The sequence below is a fragment of the Pseudomonas sp. NPDC089392 genome (assembly GCF_044749595.1).
In the GTDB taxonomy this organism is placed as follows: domain Bacteria; phylum Pseudomonadota; class Gammaproteobacteria; order Pseudomonadales; family Pseudomonadaceae; genus Aquipseudomonas.
This window is the reverse complement of the sequence record NZ_JBIVIF010000031.1, coordinates 1-21,615: the sequence shown is the minus strand read 5'-3', so window position 1 is coordinate 21,615 and position 21,615 is coordinate 1. Positions and strand designations below refer to the sequence as shown.

Below are 21,615 nucleotides of genomic sequence, written 5' to 3'. Positions count from 1 at the left end.
TGAGCCTGTACCGGCCTATTCGCGGGTAAACCCGCTCCTACAACGATCACATAACCCTTGTAGGAGCGGGTTCATCGAGGCGTCGAACCGCCGCGAATAGGCCAGCACAGGCAACACATCTATTCCAGGATTTCCACCTTCATCCCTACCTCAAGCCAGCCACTGCCATCCACCGCCAGGTTCTGCCCAAACAACACATCCCCCTCCTTCTCGCGGAAGGTCTTGAGCGTAGCCATCGGCTCACGGTCGGCACTGCGCTCCCCGGTAGCCGGATCGATAGTGGTGAAGATGCACCGCACACTGGGCTTGAGCACGCGAAACTCCAGGCTGCCGATGCGAATGCGCTTCCAGCCATCTTCGGCGAACGCTTCAGCCCCTTGCACCACCAGGTTGGGCCTGAAGCGCAGCATCTCCATGGGCCGGCCGATGCGCCGATTGAGCTCGTCCAGCGAGCCTTGCCCGGCCAGCAGGAAGGGGAAGCCGTCCGGGAACGCCGCCCGGTCACTGTTGAAGCCATAGCCGTTGGGCAGGTAACGCGCGCGCTGCTCCGGGCAATGCACCAGCCGCACGGCCTTGCCCAACAGCTCACTCAGCCAGGCCGCCGCGGCATCGCCAGCGTCCGGCACGCGCAAGGTGTCACGCCAGATGGTCACGCCGCGCAAGGCGTCATCGGCGGGTGGCACAGGCACCTGCAGCGGTGCTTGCCCGGGCGCTTGCAGCAGTAATTGGCCACTGTCGTCATCGCTCGCCTTCAGCTGGCCAAGCTGCGGCCAGGCACGCTGGGTCAGGAAGCGTCCGTTTTCTTCCTCGACCACCATCCAGCGCCGGTCGCCGTGCAACCCCAACAACCCTACCTTTGATGCCTGCAGGCTTTGCGCCTGGCCCGACTTCACCGGGTATCGATACAGCTCACTGAGAAACATCCCTGCCGCCTCGCGTCATGCCAAAAGCCAAGCTTATACCCGGCCGGCCTCGCGATCACGCAGTGGCGCTATCCAGCAACAGGCGTTGCTTGACCACATCCACCAAGCGGTCGGGCTGGAACTTGGACAGGAAGTTGTCGCAGCCCACCTTCTTCACCATGGACTCGTTGAAACTGCCCGATAGCGAGGTGTGCAGGACTACGTAAAGCTGGCGCAAACGGGCATCGTTGCGGATCTCGGTGGTCAGCCGGTAGCCGTCCATTTCAGGCATTTCGGCGTCAGTGAACACCATCAGCAGCTTCTCGCACACATCTTCGCCAGCATCGGCCCAGCCTTTGAGCATGCGCAGCGCCTTCAGGCCGTCACTGGCCATATGCAGCTTCACACCCAGTTGGGACAAAGTGTCACGCAACTGCGCCAAGGCCACGCTGGAGTCGTCCACCAGCAGCACCTCGCGGCCCCTGGCTCGGGCCAGCACCGGGTCGGCGAGCTTCTCGCCGGAAACACGGGCGTTATAGGGCACGATCTCGGCCAGCACCTTTTCCACGTCGATTACCTCCACCAGCTTTTCATCGACCTTGGTGATGGCGGTCAGGTAGTGCTGGCGCCCGGCGCTGGAGGGCGGCGGCATGATCGATTCCCAGTTCATGTTGACGATGCGGTCGACCCCTCCCACCAGGAAGGCCTGCACCGAACGGTTGTATTCGGTGACGATGATGGTGCTGTCCGGCCCTGGCTGCAGCGGACGCATGCCGATTGCCTGGGACAGGTCGATTACCGGCAGGGTCTGGCCACGCAGGTTGACCACCCCGCAGACAAAGGCGTGGCGTTGGGGCATCAAGGTCAGCTTGGGCAGCTGCAGCACCTCCTGCACCTTGAACACGTTGATTGCGAACAGCTGGCGGCCGGCCAGGCGAAACATCAGAATTTCCAGGCGGTTCTCACCCACCAGTTGCGTGCGTTGGTCTACCGTGTCGAGAATGCCAGCCATTGGAAACCCCCAGGCTTGAGTCGAAAAAGTGAAATCATCCACTTTGTATCGGCGGCCTCACGCACACCTTGACCCCTGCGGGAAAATGCCGCAACGCCAATTGATATCACTTTACCATCATGCTTTACTGCGGGCACTTCAGGGCTTTTCACCGACCGCGCCGAAAGCTCTCCACCTTAGCGCCATATCAGGGAAACCCTTAGCAGCAATCGGGTGCAACCTGATGTTCGCGATATCCTTTAGCCATTAATGTGACGCCTTTCTCATCGCATGAATGGAGTCAGGCTTTTGTTAGCTATCGTTACGGCGTGCCCGTCACCTGCGCCTGCCTTGCGCGCGGGGGGCTCTTGATGGACAGCCCCTTATGGTTCGATGATGCCCTGCAGGGCTTCCTGCTGGATGCTCAGGTACTTCTCACCCAGGCCCAGGAATGCCTGCAGCACCTGGAATTGATCGACAACGATCCGGATGCCTGCCATTGCCTGGACAACGCCCTCGAAAGCCTCGCCCGTCAGGCCACTGGCCTGGGCCTGCTTGAAGTCGCCCACTACACCAGCGCCTTGCAGCAGTTGCTTGCCCCAGCCTGCCATGGGGGTCGCCTGCAGCGTGAAGCCCTGCCCGCAGTAGGGGCCTGCCTGACACTGCTGGCCTGGCAACTGGAACTGGTCGACACCCGCACTGGCCGGCTGAACCTGGACATCGGCGAGCAGTTGGTGCTGCTGAGCGAATTGGCCAAGGTACTGGAACAACCTTTGGCGCAAGCGTGTGCATCCTGCGACGAGCAAGGCAGTGCATGCATCCACCCGCCTGGCGAAACTGCCCAACACTTTCCTGGCCGCTCAAACTCGCCGTATTTGCCCACCGGAAAGTACAACTAAGCTCGACTGTTCAAGCCCCACCAAGGTCGAACTAGGAAAGTTCTACAAGCACCCATGGGCAAAGTTGAATCATTGCACCGCAAGTTGTACAGCGCGTGAGCGGCCTACAAATAAGCAGTGGCACTTTGCTACCCGAAACCGCCCGGCAGGCAGGCGTTTCAAAGCGTTACCCAGCAGCGACCAACGCAGTGCGAAGTGGTAACATGCGCCCCCACAAACGCGTGCAACCTGAAAAAAGGTCGAAAGAACACGTGCCCGAAACAACATCGAAAGTACTGCAGCAAAGCCTCTGACATGCATTGTTCGAGGCCTCCATCAGCAATACTTCTGTGGCTTCCCTACCTATGTTTCCACGCTTGAAAAATCCTTTGCATTGCTGCTCTCGCGCTGCCCTGTTGCGCTGGGCGACGATCGCGCTGTGCGTGGCCTCGCTGGTCGCCAACCTGTGGCTGTACCTTGCCAACCAGGCAATCCCCACCACGTTGCTGGTGCTGCAGTTGGCCGCCACGCTAGGGGCCGCCCTGCACCTGGGCATAGGTGCCAAGTCGATCAGCCTGCGCCCGGCTGAGCTGGCCGAACGCATGCTCAAGGTCCAGGAAGACGAACGCCAGCACCTGGGCCGGGAACTGCACGACGACATCGGCCAATTGCTGACGGCTGCCAAGTTGCAGCTGCAGTGGCTGCAACGGCGCATGCCCGATGAGTTGCAAGGCCACTGCGATGCCCTGCGCAACACCCTGGATGACACCCTGGGCAATGTGCGCGACGTGTCCGCCCTGCTCCACCCGCGGCAGCTGGCCAGCCTTGGCCTCGAAGCCGGCCTGCGCGCGCACCTGGTACGCACCCTGGCAAGCAGCGGCGTGCACTGGAGCCTTGTGTGCAACCAGCGCCTGGGCGGTATCGACGAGGCCGTTGCCATGGCGGTGTTCCGCATTGCCCAGGAGGCCGTGACCAACATGCTGCGCCACGCCCAAGCCCACAACCTGATCATTCGCCTGCAGCGCACCCACGACGGGCTGGCACTGTCGATCCTCGACGATGGCCGTGGTTTCGTCCCTGCCCGGCACCCCGCCGAGGCCGGCCAGCGCGGCCTGGCCGGTATGCAAGAGCGGGTAACCGCCTTGCAGGGCAGGCTCGACATCACCAGCCAGCTCGGCCTGGGCACGCGTATCGAGGCGGTGTTCCCGTGGTTGCCGCGTACCCAGCAACGCGCCAGGAGTACTGCCGCCCATGACCTGTAGATTGCTGCTGGTTGATGATCACTCGTTGATTCGCGCCGGGGTACGTGCGCTGGTCTGCGACATCCCAGGCTACTGCGTGGTTGGCGAGGCCGACGACGGCAGCCAACTGCTCGATCAGGTGCGCACGCTGGCGCCGGACATCGTCCTGCTGGACATCTCCATGCGTTCGACCAGCGGCCTGGACGCCCTCACCCAACTGCGTGCCAGCGGCAGCAGCTGCAAGGTGCTGATCCTGTCGATGCACACCGACCCGGACCTGATCATGCGGGCCCTGGAAAGCGGCGCCCACGGCTACCTGCTGAAGGACACCAGTGCCACCGAACTGGAACATGCCCTGGGCGCCGTCCGCAATGGCGAGCGCTACCTCAGCCCGGCCATCGCCCACACCGTCATCAACCAGGCGCTGCAGCGCAGCAGGCAGGGCAAGCAACCCAATAGCGAGCGGCACAACCTTACCGCAAGGCAACTGGAGATCCTGCGCCTGATCGTGCGTGGCAAGTCAACCCGGGAAATCGCCATGGGCCTGGGCTTGTCGATCAAGACCGTGGAAACCCACCGTTCGCAGATCATGAAACGCCTGCAGATCCATGACGTAGCTGGCCTGGTGCTGTTTGCCGTACGCGAGAAAATCATCAGCCTGGACGACTGAGCAACGGCGACCCGACCGGCAGATGCAGGCGCAGCGCGGCGGGCTTGGCCTGGAAACGCAGGTTGTCGGCCTGCAAGGGCTCGCCATCGAGGTTGATATCCAACCCCTGCGAACTCTTGATTTCGACCCAAGGCAACCTGGCCCGAACGAACAGGCCATCACCGGCCAACAGGTCGCGAAGCGCCCCAACCACCTCCTGTGGCGCTGGCAGGATGGCAATGTCGAGCAGACCATCGTCCACCACCGCCTCGGGGCACAGTGCCTGCCCGCCCCCGGCCTGCCGGCCATTGCCGATACCCAGTGCGAGCAAGTCCCCCTGCCAGTCGAAGCCCGGCCCGTGCAGCTCCACGGAAGCCGCCTGCAGCTCGCTGAAGCGCGACAACCCGGTGAACAGGTAGGCCGCCGCACCCAGTACTTTCTTCAAGTCTTCGGAGGTATTGGCCGTAACCTGGCTGCCAAAACCGCCCGTGGCCATGTTGAGGAACAGCTGGTCACCGGCTTGCCCCAGGTCTGTTGGCTGTGGCGGTACATTCAGCAAGGCCAGTGCACTGGCTGGCTCCAGGGGTATACCAGCGGCCCTGGCGAAATCGTTGGCCGTACCCAGCGGCAGCAATGCCAGGCTGGCCTCGGTACCTGCCAGCCCCATGGCTTCGGCCACATCGCGCAACGTGCCATCACCGCCACCGGCGACAATATGGCCATAGCCAGCCGCCAACGCCTCGGCGACCAGGCGCTGGGCGTCGCCCGCCTCCCAGGTGACCCGCACATCCAGCACCCAGCCGGTATCGCGCAGGTCGTGCACGGCACTGCGCAGTTCTTCGTTCATCGCCTGCTTGCCGTGCAGGATCAGCATTGCCTTGCGCCCTTGCATGCGCATGTCTCCATGAAGTTGACCAACCCAGATCTCGACCACGGGCACGCCCGGATCGTTGCATGCCCACCTCAAAATAACGACCCAACGCGATCAAGGCCGCCGCACAAGTTGGCGCGTTTGCCAGTGATTTTCCCCACGCTTGAAAATGCGCGGCTATGCTCAGCAAATACACATCTTGCCAAGGACGCGCCCCCGGCAGCGGTTACCCCCCTGCTGCCTTCGGGCGCGTTTTGCTATCCGCAGCTTTTAGCGAGGATTTCGGGTCATGCGCATTCTCTGGACACTGCCTTACCTGCCATGGCCGACCACTAGTGGTAGCAAGACCCGGCAATACAACTTGATACGCACACTGGCACAACGCGGCCACCGCATTACCCTGCTGGTGCAATCGAAAATCCCCCTCAGCGATGCCGCCCGCGAGGCCCTTGAGCCACTGCTCGAACACTTGATCGTGCTGCCCCGCCGGCCCTTGCACAGCCCGCTCAACCTGCTGGCCTCACCGATTATCGACTACCCCATGCGGGCGATCATCAATGGCCTGGCCCCTTGCCTGCGGCATCGTTTCGAGCAATTGCTGGACGAACCCTGGGACGTGATCCAGATCGAGCACAGCTACAGTTTCCAACCCTTCGAAAAGGCCCTGCAGGCACGCGGGCTGCCGTACATGCTCAGCGAACACACCCTGGAATCGGTGATGGGCGGTGCTTGCCATGATCGCCTGCCCTTGTGGCTGCGCCCGCTCAATGCCTTCGACCGCTGGCGCTACCGGCGTTGGGAACAGCGGGTGCTGCGCCAGCCCACCGAACTGGTGGCGGTCAGCGCCCACGATGCCGAGCTGATCGCGCAGATCAGCGGGCGCCCGGTGAACGTGGTGGTCAATGGGGTGGACTGTGACTACTACCAGCACGTGCAACCGGCGCTGCACAGCCAGCGCCTGCTGTTCGTCGGCAACTTCGAGTATGGCGCCAACCTGGAGGCCGTCGAATGGGCGCTGGAAGACATCATGCCGCAGGTATGGATGAGCAACCCGGCAGTACGCCTGGCGATTGCCGGGCATGCCATGCCGGCCGGCTGGAAACTGCACTGGAACGACCCGCGTATCGAATGGCTCGGCTACCGCCCCGACCTGCGTGAGCTACAGCGGCGCTCGGCATTGTTCTTCGCGCCACTGCGCTATGCCGGTGGCTCCAAGGTAAAAATCCTTGAAGCGATGGCCGCTGGCTTGCCGGTGATCACTAGCAGCAAAGGCGTGTCGGGTTTGGCGGCGAACAACGGCGAGCACTACCTGGGCAGTGATGACGGCGACCAACTGGCATTGCTGATTACCCAGTTGCTCAACCAGCCCTGGCGCATGAGCCAATTGAGCGATGCCGGGCGCCAGTTTGCCCGTCAGCGCCATGATTGGAGCGTGGCCGCGCAGCAGCTGGAACACGTGCACATGCGCCTGACCCAGGCGGCGCAGGCCGAAGCCGCGCCGCTGGCCAGCAGTTGGCTGGGCCGTTCAGCCAAGTAGCTCGCTGAAGGGGATGAACGGCACACTGTCGCCCTGCTTCGGCGTGCTGCCTTCACGCACTTCCACCAGCCCCTCGGCCCAGGCCGCGCTGCGCAGCACACCGGAACTCTGGTTCTTGTAGATACGCACCCGGCCCTGCTCGATACGTGCGCGCAGGTACTCGCGCCGCGTGCCAGGCTTGGGCCAGTCGAAACCCGCCGGCATGTCGAAACGCAGCGGCGTGACATCGGCCACACCCTGGCGACGCAACAGGTAAGGCCGGGTGAGCAGGCCGAAGGTGACCAACGTTGACGCCGGATTACCCGGCAGGCCGATCACCGGCACACCCTGGAAGTGGCCGAAGGTCAGCGGCTTGCCCGGTTTGATCGCCAGCTTCCACAACACCAGCTCGCCGGCCTCGCGCAGGGCGGCGCCGAGGTAGTCAGCCTCACCCACCGAGACACCGCCGGTGGACAGGATCAGGTCGACATCGCCGAGCCCGCCCAGGCAGGCGCGCGTACGCGCCAAATCGTCCGGCAGGATGCCCGCATCGACCACTTCGCAGCCCAACCGCTGCAACCAGCTGACCAGCAGGCGGCGGTTGCTGTTGTAGATCTGCCCTGGCCCCAGTGGCAGGCCAGGTTCGACCAGCTCATCACCAGTGGACAGCACGGCCACCCGCACTTTGCGTACCACGTCCAGGCGGCCATGCCCCAGGGTCGCGGCCAAACCCAGCTCAATCGGCCCAAGCCGGGTGCCGGCGCTCATCACCTGCTCACCCTTGCGGGTTTCCTGGCCTTGGGGACGAATGTTCTGCTGGGTATGCAACGGCTCGACAAAGCGTACCCGGCCATCGTCCAGCACTTGGGTGTTTTCCTGCATCTCGACGCAGTCGGCGCCCTCGGGCACCGGCGCCCCGGTGAAGATACGCGCGCAGGTACCCGGTTGCAGCGGCTGCGGCGCATGGCCGGCAAAAATGCGCTGGCTCACCGGCAGTGGCTCACCCTGCCAGTCGGCCAGGCGCAAGGCATAACCGTCCATGGCGCTGTTGGGCCAGGGCGGCAGGTCGAGTGAAGCCACCAGGTCGGTTGCAAGCACGCGGCCCTCGGCCTCGGCCAGCGGCAGGTTCTCGGTATCTCGGATTGGCGCTGCCTCGGCCAGTGCCAGCAGCTGTTCCAACGCCTGTTCCACCGGCATCAGTGGCCGGGCCTGGCTGGCCTCAGCCACGGCTGTCACAGGCCGCTGCCTGCTTCAGGTGTGGCACGAAGTTGCACGGGCGATGACGGGCATCGAGCTGCTCGGCGAGGATACCGTCCCAACCGGTGCGCACCGCGTTGGTCGAACCCGGCAGGCAGCACACCAGGGTACCGTTGGCCAACCCGGCCAGGGCACGCGACTGCACTGTGGAGGTGCCGATATCGGCCACGGAAATCTGCCGGAACAGCTCACCAAAGCCTTCCACCTGCTTGTCCAGCAGGCAGGCCACCGCCTCGGGCGTGCTGTCACGGCCGGTAAAGCCCGTGCCACCGGTGATCAGCACCACCTGCACGTGGTCATCAGCGATCCAGGTGGCGACCTGGGCGCGGATCTTGTACAGGTCGTCCTTCAGCAGTACGCGCTCGGCCAGGCGGTGGCCGGCTGCGCTCAGGCGGTCGACGAACAGCTGGCCGGACGTATCGGTGTCGAAGGTGCGGGTGTCGCTGACCGTGAGCACAGCGATGTTCAGCGGCACGAAAGGGGTATCTGCCTTGGCTTTCATGGGGTCCGTCACAAGTAGATGGGATGGCCGCAGTTATAACACAGCGTGCCCCCATCACAGCGTGGGCCCTTGCCCTCCATCAATGCCCAGGCTTTGCCGCTATGCTGAACTGTACAAGGAACTTGCGTGGACGCCCTGCGTCATAAAGTCATCTTGCACCATCGCACTGGAGAAAAATGATGATTCAACGGACCCTACCCGCCTTCCTGCTCGCCCTGGGCTTGGGCGCCCTCGCCGGTTGCGCATCGCCGAGTGTCATTACCCTGAACGATGGGCGTGAAATCCAGGCTACGGACACACCGAAGTACGATGAAGACTCCGGCTTCTACGAATTCGAGCAGCTGGACGGCAAGCGCACGCGCCTGAACAAGGACCAGATCCGCACCGTCAAAGAGCTCTGATCTGGGCACCTGTTTTGGCAATCACCCTTTGAACAACAAGGGCTTGTGTGCAAAAACGGGATGCAGTAGGATTTTCTTCATCGGAGTGTAGCGCAGCCAGGTAGCGCGTCTCGTTCGGGACGAGAAGGCCGCAGGTTCGAATCCTGTCTCTCCGACCAGAATCCTCATCATAAAGCCCGCCTTGCGCGGGCTTTTTGTTGTGCCTGGGAAATGTACCAGCCATGGCGCGGTCCTTGTAGGAGCGGCCTTGTGTCGCGATAGGGCCGCAAAGCGGCCCCGGCAATCTCAGCACTTACGCTGCTATCCTGGGGCTGCTTCGCACCCCGATCGCGACACAAGGCCGCTCCTACAAGGGGCCGCGCCACCCGATCAGTAAGCTTTCACCGGCACATACAGCAGCTGCAAACGCTCGCTGCTCCACTCGCGGGTCTGGTTGGTCAGCGCCAGGTTGTTGTTCAGCTTTTGCCCGTAGCTCGGCACAATTTCCTTGAGCCTGGCCTGCCAGGCCGGCGATTGGATGCGGTCCTTGAAGGTTTTCTCCAGCACGGTCAGCATGATCGGTGCCGCAGTCGAGGCACCCGGCGAGGCGCCCAGCAACGCAGCAATGCTGCCATCCTGCGCCGCCACCACTTCAGTGCCGAACTGCAACACGCCACCGAGCACCGGATCCTTCTTGATCACCTGCACCCGCTGCCCGGCCTGAAGCAGCTTCCAGTCTTCGTTCTTGGCGTTGGGGAAGTATTCGCGCAGCGCGCTCATGCGGTCGTCGAAGCTGAGCATCAGCTGGCCCATCAGGTAGGTGCTGAGGTCGATGCTGTCGATGCCGGCATTGAGCATCGGCAGCACGTTGTGGCTGTTCAGCGAGGCGAACATGTCCAGCAGCGAGCCGTGCTTGAGGTATTTGGTGGAGAAGGTGGCGAACGGGCCGAACAGCAGCACTTGTTTGCCATCGATCATCCGCGTGTCCAGGTGCGGCACCGACATCGGTGGCGCGCCGACCGAAGCCTTGCCGTACAGCTTGGCCTGGTGGCGGGCGACAAGGTCGGGGTTGTCGGTCATCAGGAACTGGCCACCCACCGGGAAGCCGGCATAGCCTTCGGCCTCGGGGATGCCCGATTTCTGCAGCAGTTTCAGGGCACCACCACCGGCGCCAATGAACACGAAGCGGGCATTGACCGCCTTCTCCTTGCCGCCGTTGGCCAGGTCGGCCACCCGCACATGCCAGGTACCGTCGTCGTTGCGCACGATGTCACGTACTTCGTGACGCAGGTTCAGCGACACGTTGCGGTTGCGGGCCATCGAGGCGAACAGCTGGCGGGTGATTTCGCCAAAGTTCACGTCGGTGCCGATGGCCATGCGTGTGGCGGCAATTTTCTGCCCTGGGTCGCGGCCTTCCATTACCAGCGGTGCCCATTGGCGAATCTGCTCGTGGTCTTCGGAAATTTCCATGCCGCGGAACAGCGAGCTGTGCTGCAGGGCGTCGACGCGCTTGTGCAGGAAGGCGACGTTGTCGTCACCCCAGACAAAACTCATGTGCGGTACGTTGTTGATGAACGACTTCGGGTTGCTCAGCACGCCCTGTTCGACCTGGTAAGCCCAGAACTGCTTGGACACCTCGAACTGCTCGTTCACCCCTACCGCCTTGCTGATGTCGATGCTGCCATCCTTGCCGATGCTGGTGTAGTTCAGCTCGCAGAAGGCGGAGTGGCCGGTACCGGCGTTGTTCCAGGCATTGGAGCTTTCTTCGGCGACCTGCCCCATGCGCTCGTAGACGTCGACCTTCCAGGACGGTTCCAGCTCGGTGAGGTAGGTGCCCAGGCTGGCACTCATGATGCCGCCGCCGATCAGCAGCACGTCGACGGTCTTTTCCGGCTCTGCGGGTTTGGAGCAGCCGATGACGCCCAGGCAGAGGAACGTCAGCAGGAATTTCTTCATTGATGTTATCCAGTTGTTGTATGCACGCGCGCGGCCTGGAGCAGGGAATGTGCCAACTGGGGGTGGGGCAATGAATTGGGGGGGGGACGATGGGTCGCATGGCGACAATCCGCCACAGGGAAAAGAATTGTACCTGCCAGGTGGCGGGTTTCCCCCTTTGGGGCCGCACAGCGGCCCCTTGGGAAGGTCAGGCGGTAAGGCGCGAGGTGACTTCGCCCAGCTGCCCTGACAACCCATGCAAGCGCTGGCCGGCCTGTTCGGTTTGCTGCACCGCTTCCTGGTTGGCCGTGGCAATGCGGGTAATTTCGATCAGGTTGCGCGAGATGTCCTCGGCCACGCTGGTCTGCTCTTCGGCTGCCGTGGCGATTTGCCGGTTCATGTCGCGGATCGCCTCCACCGCCTGGGTGATGCGTTGCAGCATCTGCCCGGCCTGCTGCACCTGCTCGGCCCCCTCCTCGCTGCGCTGCTGGCCGCTTTCGATGGCCTTGACCGCTTCCACCGCCCCCGACTGTACCGCTTCGATGATCTGATGGATCTCGGCAATCGACGCCGCCGTGCGCTGGGCCAGGCTGCGTACCTCATCGGCCACTACCGCAAAGCCACGCCCGGCCTCACCGGCGCGGGCCGCTTCGATGGCCGCATTCAGCGCCAGCAAGTTGGTCTGCTCGGCAATGCCACGGATCACCTCAAGGACTTTGCCGATGCGCGTGCTGTCATGCTCCAGGTCACGAACCACCGCCGCCGTGCCGGCGATTTCACGGTTGACCACGCTGATGATGTCGATGGTCTGCTGCATCACCAGTTCACCGGCCTGGGCGCTGTGGTCGGCGTCGTCCGCCGCGCGAGCGGCTTCGGCAGCATGGCGGGCGACTTCCTGGGCGGTGGCGGACATCTCGTGCATGGCCGTCGCCACCTGGTCGGTACGCTGGAACTGGTCGTGGGTGCCGCGGGCCATGTCGCCGGCGATGCTGCGCAGCTGGCCACTGGCGCCTTCCAGCTCCTGGGCGTTGTCCTGCAACCGGCCGACGGTATCGGCAAGGAAGTCGCGCAGGGTGTTGGCTGCCCGCGCCAGGCGCCCCAGTTCGTCCTCGCGGCGGCTATCGACCCGGGCGGCAAAACGGCCCTGGCTAAGCTGCGCAACGTACTCGATCAACTGGCGGATCGGCTCGATCAGGTTGCGGTTGAGCAGCCACAAGCTGAGCAGCCCCACCAGCAGCGCCGACGCCAGCATCACCAGCACACCCAGCCATACCGTGCGCTCGGCACTGGCGTTGATGCTGGCCGCGCGCTGGCGGGCATCGGCACGCAGTTGCTCGACCAGTTCGCTCATCTGCTCGCTGGCGGCGCGGTCCACGCCCTTGACCGCCAGGTCGCCGGCTACCGGGTCGCCACCTGCAGCAAGGAAGGCCTGGCGACCCTGCGCATAGGCCTGGCCAAGTTGGCGATGGCTGTCGCGCAGTTGCTGCAGCGGCGCCTTGAGCCTGGCGTCACTGCTTTCGATCAGTTGCCCGAGCAGTTGCTGCACCTGCTGCTCACGGGCCTGGAACTGCTGCCAGTACTTGTCCATGTCAGCTGGCTGGCGCCCGCGCAGCAGCACGTTCTTCCACTCCTGCACCTGGATCTTGAACTGCAGGTTGGCTTCGTCGATCAATTGCGAGGCCCGCAGCGGCCCGTCGACCAGTTCGGCGTAACCGCGCACGCTGGACGACAGGAACTGGAAGCACACCAGGGCGATCAGCAACATGGCCACCAGGCTGCCGCCGAGCAGCGAGAGAATTTGCACTCTGAGGGATTTACGCAACATCTAGGGTCTCGGAACCAGGGGGAAAAGGCTGGGGCCGCTGGTCGGCCCCATTACTGGCAGGCCAAAAAAAAGCTGCCATCAAGCAATGGCAGCCAGGTCGAGCACTTACGCAACAGTTGAGGCAGATACTCTCAAGCAATTACTACAAAAATATTACAACGCCACTACAGGTCACCCACTAGTGAACTGCAAGGCCGCCAGCCGTGCATACAGTGGGCTTTCCTCGATCAATTGGCGATGCGTGCCCACTGCCACCAGCCGGCCCTTGTCAATGACCGCGATACGGTCGGCATGCTGCACGGTAGCCAGACGATGGGCGATCACCAGCGTGGTACGCCCGGCCATCAGGCTGGGCAACGCCTGCTGGATCAGGTGTTCGCTCTGCGCATCGAGCGCACTGGTGGCTTCGTCCAGCAACAGGATTGGCGCATCGACCAGCAACGCCCTGGCAATGGCCAGGCGTTGCCGCTGCCCGCCCGACAAGCCAACACCACCCTCGCCCAATGGCGTCTGGTAGCCCTGCGGCAGCTGCCGGATAAATTCGTCGGCATAGGCACCACGGGCCGCCGCCTCGACCTCGGCCAAGCTTGCCTGGGGCCGGCCATAGCGAATATTGGCCTCGACCGTACCGCGAAACAGCGAGGGTGTTTGCGCCACCAGGGCGAACTGCTGGCGCAGCTGATCGGGATCAAATTCGGTAACCGCCTGGCCATCGAGCAGGATGCGCCCTTGTTGAGGGTCGTAAAAGCGCAGCAACAAATCGAACAGGGTCGACTTGCCCGCCCCCGAGGGCCCCACCAGAGCTACGGTCTGCCCTGGCTCTATGGCCAGGCTCAAGCCATCGATAGCTGCCACCGAGGGCCGTGATGGGTAGGCGAATACCAGCTGTTGCAGTTCGATACGGCCGCTGGCGCGCTGTTGCGGCAACGTCTGCGTTACGGCAGGTGGCAGGATCGCGCTGCGCGCCGCCAGCAGTTCGGCAATACGCTCGGCAGCGCCCGCCGCACGCTGCAGCTCGCCGATCACCTCGCTGAGGGTGCCGAAGGCGCTGCCGACGATCAGGCTGTAGAACACAAAGGCGGCCAGCTCGCCCGCAGAAATGCGCCCGGCGATCACGTCCATGCCGCCAACCCACAGCATCACCCCCACCGCCCCCAGCACCAGCACGATCACCAGGGTGATCAACCAGGCGCGCTGGGCAATACGCTGCCGGGCCACGGAAAATGCAGCCTCGACCGTGCGGGCGAACAGCTCGCGGTCATGCGCCTGATGGTTGTAGGCCTGCACGGTCTTGATCTGGCCCAGGGTCTCTGCCACGTAGCTGCCCACGTCCGCCACCCGGTCCTGGCTCTGCCGTGACAGGCTACGCACCCGGCGGCCGAACAGCAGGATCGGGGCCAGCACCAGGGGCAAGGCCACCACCACGATACTGGTGAGTTTGGGGTTGGTGATGAACAACAACACCACGCCACCGATGACCATCAGCGCGTTGCGCAGGAACATCGACAACGATGAGCCGATAACCGATTGCAGCAAGGTGGTGTCAGCGGTCAGCCGCGACTGGATCTCAGAGCTGCGGTTGTCTTCGAAAAACCCAGGATGCAGGCCGATCAGGTGGTCGAACACGGCACGACGGATATCGGCCACGCAGCGCTCGCCTATCCACGACACCAGGTAGAAACGGCTGAACGTGCCCACCGCCAGTGCCAGCACCAGCAGCAGGAACAGCCCGACGGTCTGGTTGAGCTGGTGCGCCGAACGGGTCATGAACCCTTGATCCACCAGCAGGCGGATGCCTTGGCCCATTGACAGGGTAATGGCGGCGGTTACCACCAGTGCCAGCAAGGCCAGCATCACCTGCCGGCGATAGGGGCGAACGAACTGCCAAGCCAGGCGCAAGGCACGGCGTTGACGCGGGGAAACCGATTCGGGCATGACAGCGACCACGTGGCGGGGAAGTCGCAGACTACCACTCATCCAGGCCAGGGGAATGCTTGCAGGTGGCTATAGCCTAATGGTCTAACCAGGCTATGGAGCTTTCACTGGGTTTCTGCTGGACTGATTCTGCCGTGACACGCAGCTTGTCACAGGCCAGTCACTGCGCAGGGTTACCCTGAGCTTGAACCTGATGAGGAGACCATACATGAGCTTGCAGCACAGCAGCGACAACCAGAAACCCCGGACCACCCCGCAGCCGCAGGTATGCGGTTCGATCATCGACGCCCATGGGCGCGAAGTACCGATCACCGAGCATATGATCCAGCAGGCCTGCAAGGCCCTGGAAGAAAGCCGGGTCGAGCGCGTGCGCAAAGGTTGATCGGCGAATTCCTTGCAACCCGGCGCTTGCGCCGGGTTTTTATTTGCCTGAATCCTGTGCCGGCCTCTTCGCGGGTGAACCCGCTCCTACAGGGACCGCACAGGTCCTGAGCTCTGTGGGGTCCCTGTGGGAGCGGGTTCACCCGCGAAGAGGCCGGTGCAGCTGTCAACAGTCTGTCAGACCAGCACCCCACCCAAGGCACTGACCAGTTGCGCCAACTGCGGCGCGTCCCCACGCAGGCGCACCGCCAGGCCCTCGATTTCGCGCCGTGGCGGGTATTGTTTGCGCAACTGGTCGAACGCCGCCCGCTGCAGCTGCGGGTCATCGCTGAGGCTGCGGCGGAAATCGGCATCGTCCCGGCGTGGGTCGTACACCGCGCGGCACAGGGTGGCCAAGGCCCACGCCGGCTCGGTGCTGGCATCCAGCTCGATCTGCGCCAGTGATGGCCGGGGTAGCAGGTCGGCCAACTGCACTTGCTCATCCACACCAAGGAAACGGCACAGCGCCTGGTAGATCTGCGCCGTGCCACGCTGGCGGCCGTCAAGGCTGTAGCCGGCAATATGCGGCGAGGCCAGGGTGCACAGGTCGGCCAGTTGCAGGTCGACCTGCGGCTCGCCTTCCCACACATCCAGCACCGCATGCACATCCTCACGGTCCAGCAACAGCTCGCGCAGGGCAGCGTTGTCCACCACCGGGCCACGGCTGGCATTGACCAGCCAGGCACCCGGGCGTAATTGCGCCAGCTGCTGCGGGCCCAGCAGGTGCCAGGTCGGGTGCTCGCCACCGCGCTGCAACGGGGTATGCAGGCTGATCACGTCGCACCGTTGCAGGATGGTCTCAAGGCTGACGTAGTCGCCACCCTCGGCGGCCTGGCGCAGCGGGTCGCACACCAGCACCTTCCAGCCCAGGCCGTGCAGCACCCGCACCAGGCGGCCACCCACTTCACCCGCGCCCACCACGCCATACACCCGCTCGGGCAGGGCCGCGCCATCCAGCTCGGCCAGGGTCAGCAAGCTGCCCAGCACGTAATCGACCACGCCACGGGCATTGCAGCCTGGTGCGCTGCTCCAGCGAATGCCAGCTTCGGCAAAGTAGTCGAGGTCCAGGTGATCGGTGCCAATGGTGCAGGTGCCGACAAAGCGCACACGGCTGCCTTCGAGCAGTTGGCGATCGACCTTGGTTACCGAACGCACCAGCAGGATATCGGCGTCCTTGACGCTGGCGGCATCGAGGCTTCGGCCTGGATAACGGCGAATTTCACCGAAACCCTGGAAGAAGGCATCGAGCAGCGGGATGTTCTCGTCGGCAACTATCAGCATGGCGCTCTCCTGTCTGGGGAACGCAGTGTAGGCGCAACGTCGGGCGTGTTCCAGAGCGTTTCAGTCGGCTTTTTTGCGGATCCAGTACAGGAAGGTACCGGCGTCCTCTTGCTGCTGCAGCAGTTCGTGGCCGAGGAAGTTGCAGAACTTGGGGATGTCACGGCGGGTCGACGGGTCGGTGGCGATGACCTTGAGCAGGCCGCCGGCGGCCAGGTTGCGCACGTGCTGGTGCAACATCATCACAGGTTCCGGGCAGTTCAGGCCGGTGGCATCGAGGACGGCGTCGGGGGTGAAATCGGTCATGGGGGGCTCCGAAAAATGATCGACATTGTCGCGCATAGTGCGGTTTCGACCAAGGGGACTCAGACGTATGCCTTGAGGTTTGTCTGTGCATTGAGATCGAGCGCTTCCAGGTGCATGCCTTGGGATTTGCGTTGATGCACAGATCGAGCGCCGCCCGCGCGGCGCTTCGCAGCACAAGGCTGCTCCTACATCTGTTTCGGGCCAGTTATTCCTGTGCCAGGTGGGTTGCAGCCTTTGTGCATGGCTGGAGAACGATGAACAGCAAAGGCGCCCCCTTCAATATCGAAGGGAACATACAAGGCGGACAGCGTTGACCTCACAGACGTGACTGGCCCGAAACAGATGTAGGAGCAGCCTTGTGCTGCGAAGCGCCGCGCGGGCGGCGCTCGATCTCGACACCAACCCAAAACTCCAGTCATGCACCAGCAGCCCCACAGGACCCAAGCCCTGCGCTAAAACCTCAACGCGGTTTCAAGTCCAACCTACGCAGGTGACAAGTCACTTCTTCACGGTCGTGATACAGCTGCTTGCAAGCAATCGAAACGCGAATCTTGCGCGCCTTGAACGTCGCCTCCATGCGATCAAGCAATCGCCGCACTTCGGCATAACGCTGCTTCATCGGCAACTTCAAGTTGACCACCGCCTCGCGACACAACCCCTCGCCCAACCAGGTTTCAATCAGCGAGGTAGTACGCGCCGGCTTCTCGACGATGTCGCACACCATCCAGTCCACTGGCTGCTTCGGCTGCCAGGTGAAACCATCAGCCATCAGGTGCTGGACCAGGCCGGTGTCCATCAGGCTTTCGGCCATCGGCCCGTTGTCGATGGCGGTGACCAGCATACCGCGGCGTACCAGCTGGTAGGTCCAGCCCCCTGGCGAGGCCCCCAGGTCGACGCCGGTCATGTCATCACCCAGGCGCTGCTCCCACTGCTCGCGTGGGATGAACTGGTGCCAGGCCTCCTCCAGCTTGAGGGTCGAACGGCTGGGCGCCTCGCGGGGGAACTTCAGGCGCGGAATGCCCATCGGCCACAGCGCGCTGTTGTTGCCCGGGGCAACGCCGACAAACACCCGCCGGCCACTGATGAAGGTAAGCAGCAGGCGTGGGCGGCTGGCGTCGTCGACCAGGCGGCCGGCCTTTTCCAGGGCCTTGCGCAGCGGCACTTCGAACTTGCGGCAGAAGGTGGACAATTCCTTGCCTTCGTTGCTGTCCAGCACTTCCAGCCACAGGCTGCCAAACACCGGGAAATCGGCCAACTGCGACAGCAGCACACTGATACGGTCGCTTTCCGGCAGTTCGACATAACCGCCACGGGCCCACTGCCGTGGGAAAATCAGCTGGTTGAAGCGCAGTTCCCCCATCAGCCGCTCGGCACCGCCCTCCTCGCTACAGACAAACTCGGCGCTGGCACTGTGCGGCTTGCCTTTGGCATAGCCGGCAACGCCCAGGCGGGCGGCATGTTCGCTGATTTCGGCGCAAACCTCGCCCTCGAAACCGGGCCGGCAATGCATGAACAGGGTATTCATCTCTCACTCCACTACGGCTGGCGCACCACAGGCGCCGGCAGGGCGGCGATGATAAAGGAAGTTCGGAACCAGCGACATGCCCCGCCGGTCCAGAAAAGGGTCAGGAGGCGCAAACCGGTCTAACCTGACCATTCAGCCAGGTCCGTGCCGTGCGGGCCGATACAGAGCGGTGCCACCGGCAAACCGTGAGTAGTTGCCGGGCACCGGTGCAGAAGGAGTTGGCAATGCCCTCGCTCGATAGCCTGAAAACCCTCAAGCCACTCAAGGTCGGTGACCAGACCTACCACTACTTCAGCCTCACCGAGGCCGCCCGCCAGTTGGGCGACCTGCAGCGCCTGCCCATGTCACTGAAGGTGCTGCTGGAAAACCTGCTGCGCTGGGAAGACGGCAAGACCGTCACCGGCGATGACCTGCGCGCCCTCGCCCAGTGGCTGGGCGAGCGGCGCTCCGACCGCGAAATCCAGTATCGCCCAGCGCGGGTGCTGATGCAGGACTTCACCGGCGTGCCTGCCGTGGTCGACCTGGCCGCCATGCGTGCGGCGATGGCCAAGGCCGGTGGCGACCCGCAGCGCATCAACCCGCTGTCACCCGTGGACCTGGTGATCGACCATTCGGTGATGGTCGACCGCTACGGCACGCCGCAGGCCTTCAACGAGAACGTCGACATCGAAATGCAGCGCAACGGCGAGCGCTACGCCTTCCTGCGCTGGGGCCAGAGCGCCTTCGACAACTTCCGCGTGGTACCACCGGGTACTGGCATCTGCCATCAGGTCAACCTGGAATACCTGGGCCGCACGGTGTGGACCGCTGAGGCCGATGGCCGCACCTACGCCTTCCCCGACACCCTGGTCGGCACAGATTCGCACACCACCATGATCAATGGCCTGGGCGTGCTCGGCTGGGGTGTAGGCGGCATCGAGGCAGAGGCGGCCATGCTTGGCCAGCCGGTGTCGATGCTGATCCCCGAGGTGATCGGCTTCAAGCTCACCGGCAAGCTGCGCGAAGGCATCACCGCCACCGACCTGGTGCTGACCGTAACGCAGATGCTGCGCAAGAAGGGCGTGGTGGGCAAGTTCGTCGAGTTCTACGGCGACGGCCTGGCCGAACTGCCCTTGGCTGACCGCGCGACCATTGCCAACATGGCCCCCGAATACGGCGCCACCTGTGGATTCTTCCCGGTCGACCAGGTCACCCTCGACTACCTGCGCCTGTCGGGCCGCCCCGAGGCAACGGTGCAACTGGTCGAGCAGTACTGCAAGGCCCAGGGCCTGTGGCGCCTGCCGGGCCAGGAGCCCTTGTTCAGCGACAGCCTGGCGCTGGACATGCACGAGGTCGAAGCCAGCCTGGCCGGGCCCAAGCGGCCGCAGGACCGCGTGGCGCTGGGGCAGGTTCGCCAGGCTTTTGACCACTTCATCGAACTGCAACCCAAGCCGCTGGCCAAAGAAGTCGGCCGCCTGGAAAGCGAAGGAGGTGGCGGCGTGGCAGTAGGCAACGCCGACCAGGCCGGCGAAATCGACTACAGCCATCAAGGCCAGACCCACACCCTGCGTGACGGCGCCGTGGTGATTGCAGCGATTACCTCGTGCACCAACACCTCCAACCCCAGCGTGATGATGGCGGCCGGGCTGGTGGCGAAAAAGGCCCTGGAGAAAGGCCTGCAACGCCAACCGTGGGTCAAGAGCTCGCTGGCACCGGGCTCCAAGGTGGTCACCGACTACTTCAAGGCAGCCGGGCTCACCACTTATCTGGACCAATTGGGCTTCGACCTGGTCGGCTATGGCTGCACCACCTGTATCGGCAACTCCGGCCCGCTGGATGATGCGATCGAGAAAGCCATCGGCAGCGCCGACCTCACCGTGGCCTCGGTGCTGTCAGGCAACCGCAACTTCGAAGGCCGCGTGCACCCGCTGGTCAAGACCAACTGGCTGGCCTCGCCGCCGCTGGTGGTGGCCTACGCCCTGGCCGGTAGCGTGCGCCTGGACCTGACCTGTGACCCACTGGGCACCGGCAAGGACGGCCAACCGGTATACCTGCGCGATATCTGGCCCAGCCAGCAGGAAATCGCCGCGGCCGTGGCCAAGGTCGATACCGCGATGTTCCACAAGGAATATGCCGAAGTATTCGCCGGCGATGCGCAATGGCAGGCCATCGAGGTGCCACAGGCAGCCACCTACGTGTGGCAGGCTGACTCCACCTACATCCAGCACCCACCGTTCTTCGATGAGATCGACGGGCCGCCACCCCAAATCATCGACATCCAGAGCGCTCGGATCCTGGCGCTACTGGGCGACTCGGTGACCACCGACCACATCTCCCCGGCCGGCAACATCAAGGCCGACAGCCCCGCCGGGCGCTACCTGCGTGAACAGGGCGTGGAGCCACGCGACTTCAACTCCTACGGCTCACGGCGTGGCAACCATGAAGTGATGATGCGCGGGACTTTCGCCAACATCCGTATCCGCAACGAAATGCTGGCGGGTGAAGAAGGCGGCAACACCCTGCACGTGCCCAGCGGCGACAAGCTGTCGATCTACGATGCGGCCATGCGTTACCAGCAGGAAGGTACGCCGCTGGTGGTGATCGCCGGCCAGGAATACGGCACTGGCTCGAGCCGCGACTGGGCAGCCAAGGGCACCAACCTGCTCGGCATCAAGGCGGTGCTGGCGGAAAGCTTCGAGCGCATTCACCGTTCCAACCTGGTGGGCATGGGCGTGCTGCCGCTGCAGTTCACGGCCGGGCACAACCGCAAGCAACTGGGGTTGACCGGCAAGGAACAGATCGATGTGCTGGGTTTGAACGGCGCGCAAATCCGCCCAGGCATGAGCTTGCCCTTGCGCATCACCCGCGAGGATGGGCAGCAGGAGCAGATCGAGGTGCTGTGCCGGATTGATACCCTGAATGAGGTGGAGTACTTCAAGGCGGGGGGGATTCTGCATTATGTGTTGCGGCAGCTGATTGCGGGGTGAGGCGGGTGGGCCTGGCTGGAGATTTGTAGCGCCTGTGAGATCGAGCGCCGCAAGGTGTCCACCGAAACATTTTCAGCGCCTGTGAGATCGAGCGCCGCAGGTGTTCACCGAAACATTTTCAGCGCCTGCAAGATCGAGCGCCGCAGGTGTTCACCGAAACATTTTCAGCGCCTGCAAGATCGAGCGCCGCCCGCGCGGCGCTTCGCGGCTAAAGCCGCTCCTACGTTTGTTTCGGGCC

Annotated in this window: 18 protein-coding genes, 1 tRNA gene and 1 pseudogene; 8 read left to right on the top strand and 12 right to left on the bottom strand. The window is 63.6% G+C overall.

Features of this window, described 5'->3' with window-relative positions:
- Positions 1-119: 119 nt before the first annotated feature.
- Both ACIP1G_RS22640 and ACIP1G_RS22635 read right to left on the bottom strand, forming a co-directional pair.
- A complete protein-coding gene (locus tag ACIP1G_RS22640; RefSeq protein ID WP_400740940.1) occupies positions 120-923 on the bottom strand; it encodes an MOSC domain-containing protein in 804 nt (267 codons plus the stop codon).
- Positions 924-978: 55 nt separating this feature from the next.
- On the bottom strand, positions 979-1,914 hold the full coding sequence (locus ACIP1G_RS22635) for a chemotaxis protein CheV (RefSeq protein ID WP_400740938.1): 936 nt from the start codon (positions 1,912-1,914) through the stop codon (positions 979-981).
- A 350-nt stretch (positions 1,915-2,264) separates the two neighbouring features.
- On the opposite strand from ACIP1G_RS22635, the gene ACIP1G_RS22630 reads away from it, so the two are divergent.
- The 3 genes from ACIP1G_RS22630 (at position 2,265) to ACIP1G_RS22620 (ending at position 4,682) form a co-directional block, all read left to right on the top strand.
- Positions 2,265-2,792 (top strand): histidine kinase, encoded by a 528-nt coding sequence (locus ACIP1G_RS22630; protein WP_400740936.1) that lies wholly within the window; start codon positions 2,265-2,267, stop codon positions 2,790-2,792.
- A gap of 344 nt (positions 2,793-3,136) precedes the next feature.
- A complete protein-coding gene (locus ACIP1G_RS22625) occupies positions 3,137-4,033 on the top strand; it encodes a sensor histidine kinase (RefSeq protein WP_400740934.1) in 897 nt (298 codons plus the stop codon).
- Complete coding sequence (locus ACIP1G_RS22620; protein ID WP_400740933.1) at positions 4,023-4,682, top strand: response regulator; 660 nt, start codon at positions 4,023-4,025, stop codon at positions 4,680-4,682. The genes ACIP1G_RS22625 and ACIP1G_RS22620 overlap by 11 nt, the downstream gene beginning before the upstream one ends.
- Here the strand turns inward: ACIP1G_RS22620 and yegS are convergent.
- Positions 4,666-5,553: a lipid kinase YegS gene (gene yegS / locus ACIP1G_RS22615; RefSeq protein WP_400740931.1), complete on the bottom strand. Its 888-nt coding sequence runs from the start codon at positions 5,551-5,553 to the stop codon at positions 4,666-4,668. The two genes, ACIP1G_RS22620 and yegS, sit on opposite strands and share 17 nt — an antisense overlap.
- Before the next feature lie 268 nt (positions 5,554-5,821).
- Here yegS and ACIP1G_RS22610 point away from each other — a divergent pair, with 268 nt between their 5' ends.
- Positions 5,822-7,069, top strand: a complete 1,248-nt coding sequence (locus ACIP1G_RS22610) for a glycosyltransferase family 4 protein (RefSeq protein ID WP_400740929.1) — start codon at positions 5,822-5,824, stop codon at positions 7,067-7,069.
- Here ACIP1G_RS22610 and glp read toward each other — a convergent pair.
- Together glp and moaB are read right to left on the bottom strand one after the other, a co-directional pair.
- Positions 7,058-8,245 carry a gephyrin-like molybdotransferase Glp gene (glp, locus tag ACIP1G_RS22605; RefSeq protein ID WP_400741018.1) on the bottom strand — a complete coding sequence of 396 codons (1,188 nt, stop codon included), beginning with the start codon at positions 8,243-8,245 and terminating at the stop codon, positions 7,058-7,060. The two genes, ACIP1G_RS22610 and glp, sit on opposite strands and share 12 nt — an antisense overlap.
- A 22-nt stretch (positions 8,246-8,267) precedes the next feature.
- Positions 8,268-8,807 carry a molybdenum cofactor biosynthesis protein B gene (gene moaB, locus ACIP1G_RS22600; RefSeq protein WP_400740927.1) on the bottom strand — a complete coding sequence of 180 codons (540 nt, stop codon included), beginning with the start codon at positions 8,805-8,807 and terminating at the stop codon, positions 8,268-8,270.
- Positions 8,808-8,986: 179 nt separating this feature from the next.
- Here moaB and ACIP1G_RS22595 point away from each other — a divergent pair, with 179 nt between their 5' ends.
- Both ACIP1G_RS22595 and ACIP1G_RS22590 read left to right on the top strand, forming a co-directional pair.
- Positions 8,987-9,208, top strand: coding sequence for a YgdI/YgdR family lipoprotein (locus ACIP1G_RS22595; protein ID WP_400740925.1), 222 nt, complete (start codon positions 8,987-8,989; stop codon positions 9,206-9,208).
- Positions 9,209-9,289: 81 nt separating this feature from the next.
- Positions 9,290-9,366: transfer RNA gene (locus tag ACIP1G_RS22590), tRNA-Pro, on the top strand.
- A gap of 211 nt (positions 9,367-9,577) precedes the next feature.
- On the opposite strand, the gene mqo is transcribed toward ACIP1G_RS22590, so the two are convergent.
- The 4 genes and pseudogenes from mqo to ACIP1G_RS22570 form a co-directional block, all read right to left on the bottom strand.
- Positions 9,578-11,143, bottom strand: coding sequence for a malate dehydrogenase (quinone) (gene mqo / locus ACIP1G_RS22585; protein WP_400740924.1), 1,566 nt, complete (start codon positions 11,141-11,143; stop codon positions 9,578-9,580).
- A gap of 187 nt (positions 11,144-11,330) precedes the next feature.
- Positions 11,331-12,035, bottom strand: a complete 705-nt coding sequence (locus ACIP1G_RS22580) for a methyl-accepting chemotaxis protein (RefSeq protein ID WP_400741016.1) — start codon at positions 12,033-12,035, stop codon at positions 11,331-11,333.
- A 228-nt stretch (positions 12,036-12,263) separates the two neighbouring features.
- Positions 12,264-12,374 (bottom strand): annotated as a pseudogene (locus tag ACIP1G_RS22575) (hypothetical protein); the annotation flags it as partial.
- A gap of 744 nt (positions 12,375-13,118) precedes the next feature.
- Positions 13,119-14,882 carry an ABC transporter transmembrane domain-containing protein gene (locus ACIP1G_RS22570; RefSeq protein ID WP_400740922.1) on the bottom strand — a complete coding sequence of 588 codons (1,764 nt, stop codon included), beginning with the start codon at positions 14,880-14,882 and terminating at the stop codon, positions 13,119-13,121.
- 208 nt (positions 14,883-15,090) lie between these two features.
- Here ACIP1G_RS22570 and ACIP1G_RS22565 point away from each other — a divergent pair, with 208 nt between their 5' ends.
- Entirely contained in the window at positions 15,091-15,264 is a 174-nt protein-coding gene (locus ACIP1G_RS22565; protein ID WP_400740921.1) for a PA1571 family protein, read from the top strand.
- 176 nt (positions 15,265-15,440) lie between these two features.
- On the opposite strand, the gene pdxB is transcribed toward ACIP1G_RS22565, so the two are convergent.
- From pdxB to rlmM, 3 genes are all read right to left on the bottom strand, one after another.
- Entirely contained in the window at positions 15,441-16,583 is a 1,143-nt protein-coding gene (gene pdxB, locus ACIP1G_RS22560; protein WP_400740919.1) for a 4-phosphoerythronate dehydrogenase PdxB, read from the bottom strand.
- Between the two features lie 60 nt (positions 16,584-16,643).
- Positions 16,644-16,886 (bottom strand): sulfurtransferase TusA, encoded by a 243-nt coding sequence (tusA, locus tag ACIP1G_RS22555; protein ID WP_012271322.1) that lies wholly within the window; start codon positions 16,884-16,886, stop codon positions 16,644-16,646.
- A gap of 460 nt (positions 16,887-17,346) precedes the next feature.
- Positions 17,347-18,411, bottom strand: coding sequence for a 23S rRNA (cytidine(2498)-2'-O)-methyltransferase RlmM (gene rlmM / locus ACIP1G_RS22550; protein ID WP_400740917.1), 1,065 nt, complete (start codon positions 18,409-18,411; stop codon positions 17,347-17,349).
- A 224-nt stretch (positions 18,412-18,635) separates the two neighbouring features.
- Between rlmM and acnA the strand changes: the two genes are divergently transcribed.
- Positions 18,636-21,377 carry an aconitate hydratase AcnA gene (gene acnA, locus ACIP1G_RS22545; protein ID WP_400740916.1) on the top strand — a complete coding sequence of 914 codons (2,742 nt, stop codon included), beginning with the start codon at positions 18,636-18,638 and terminating at the stop codon, positions 21,375-21,377.
- Positions 21,378-21,615 lie beyond the last annotated feature (238 nt).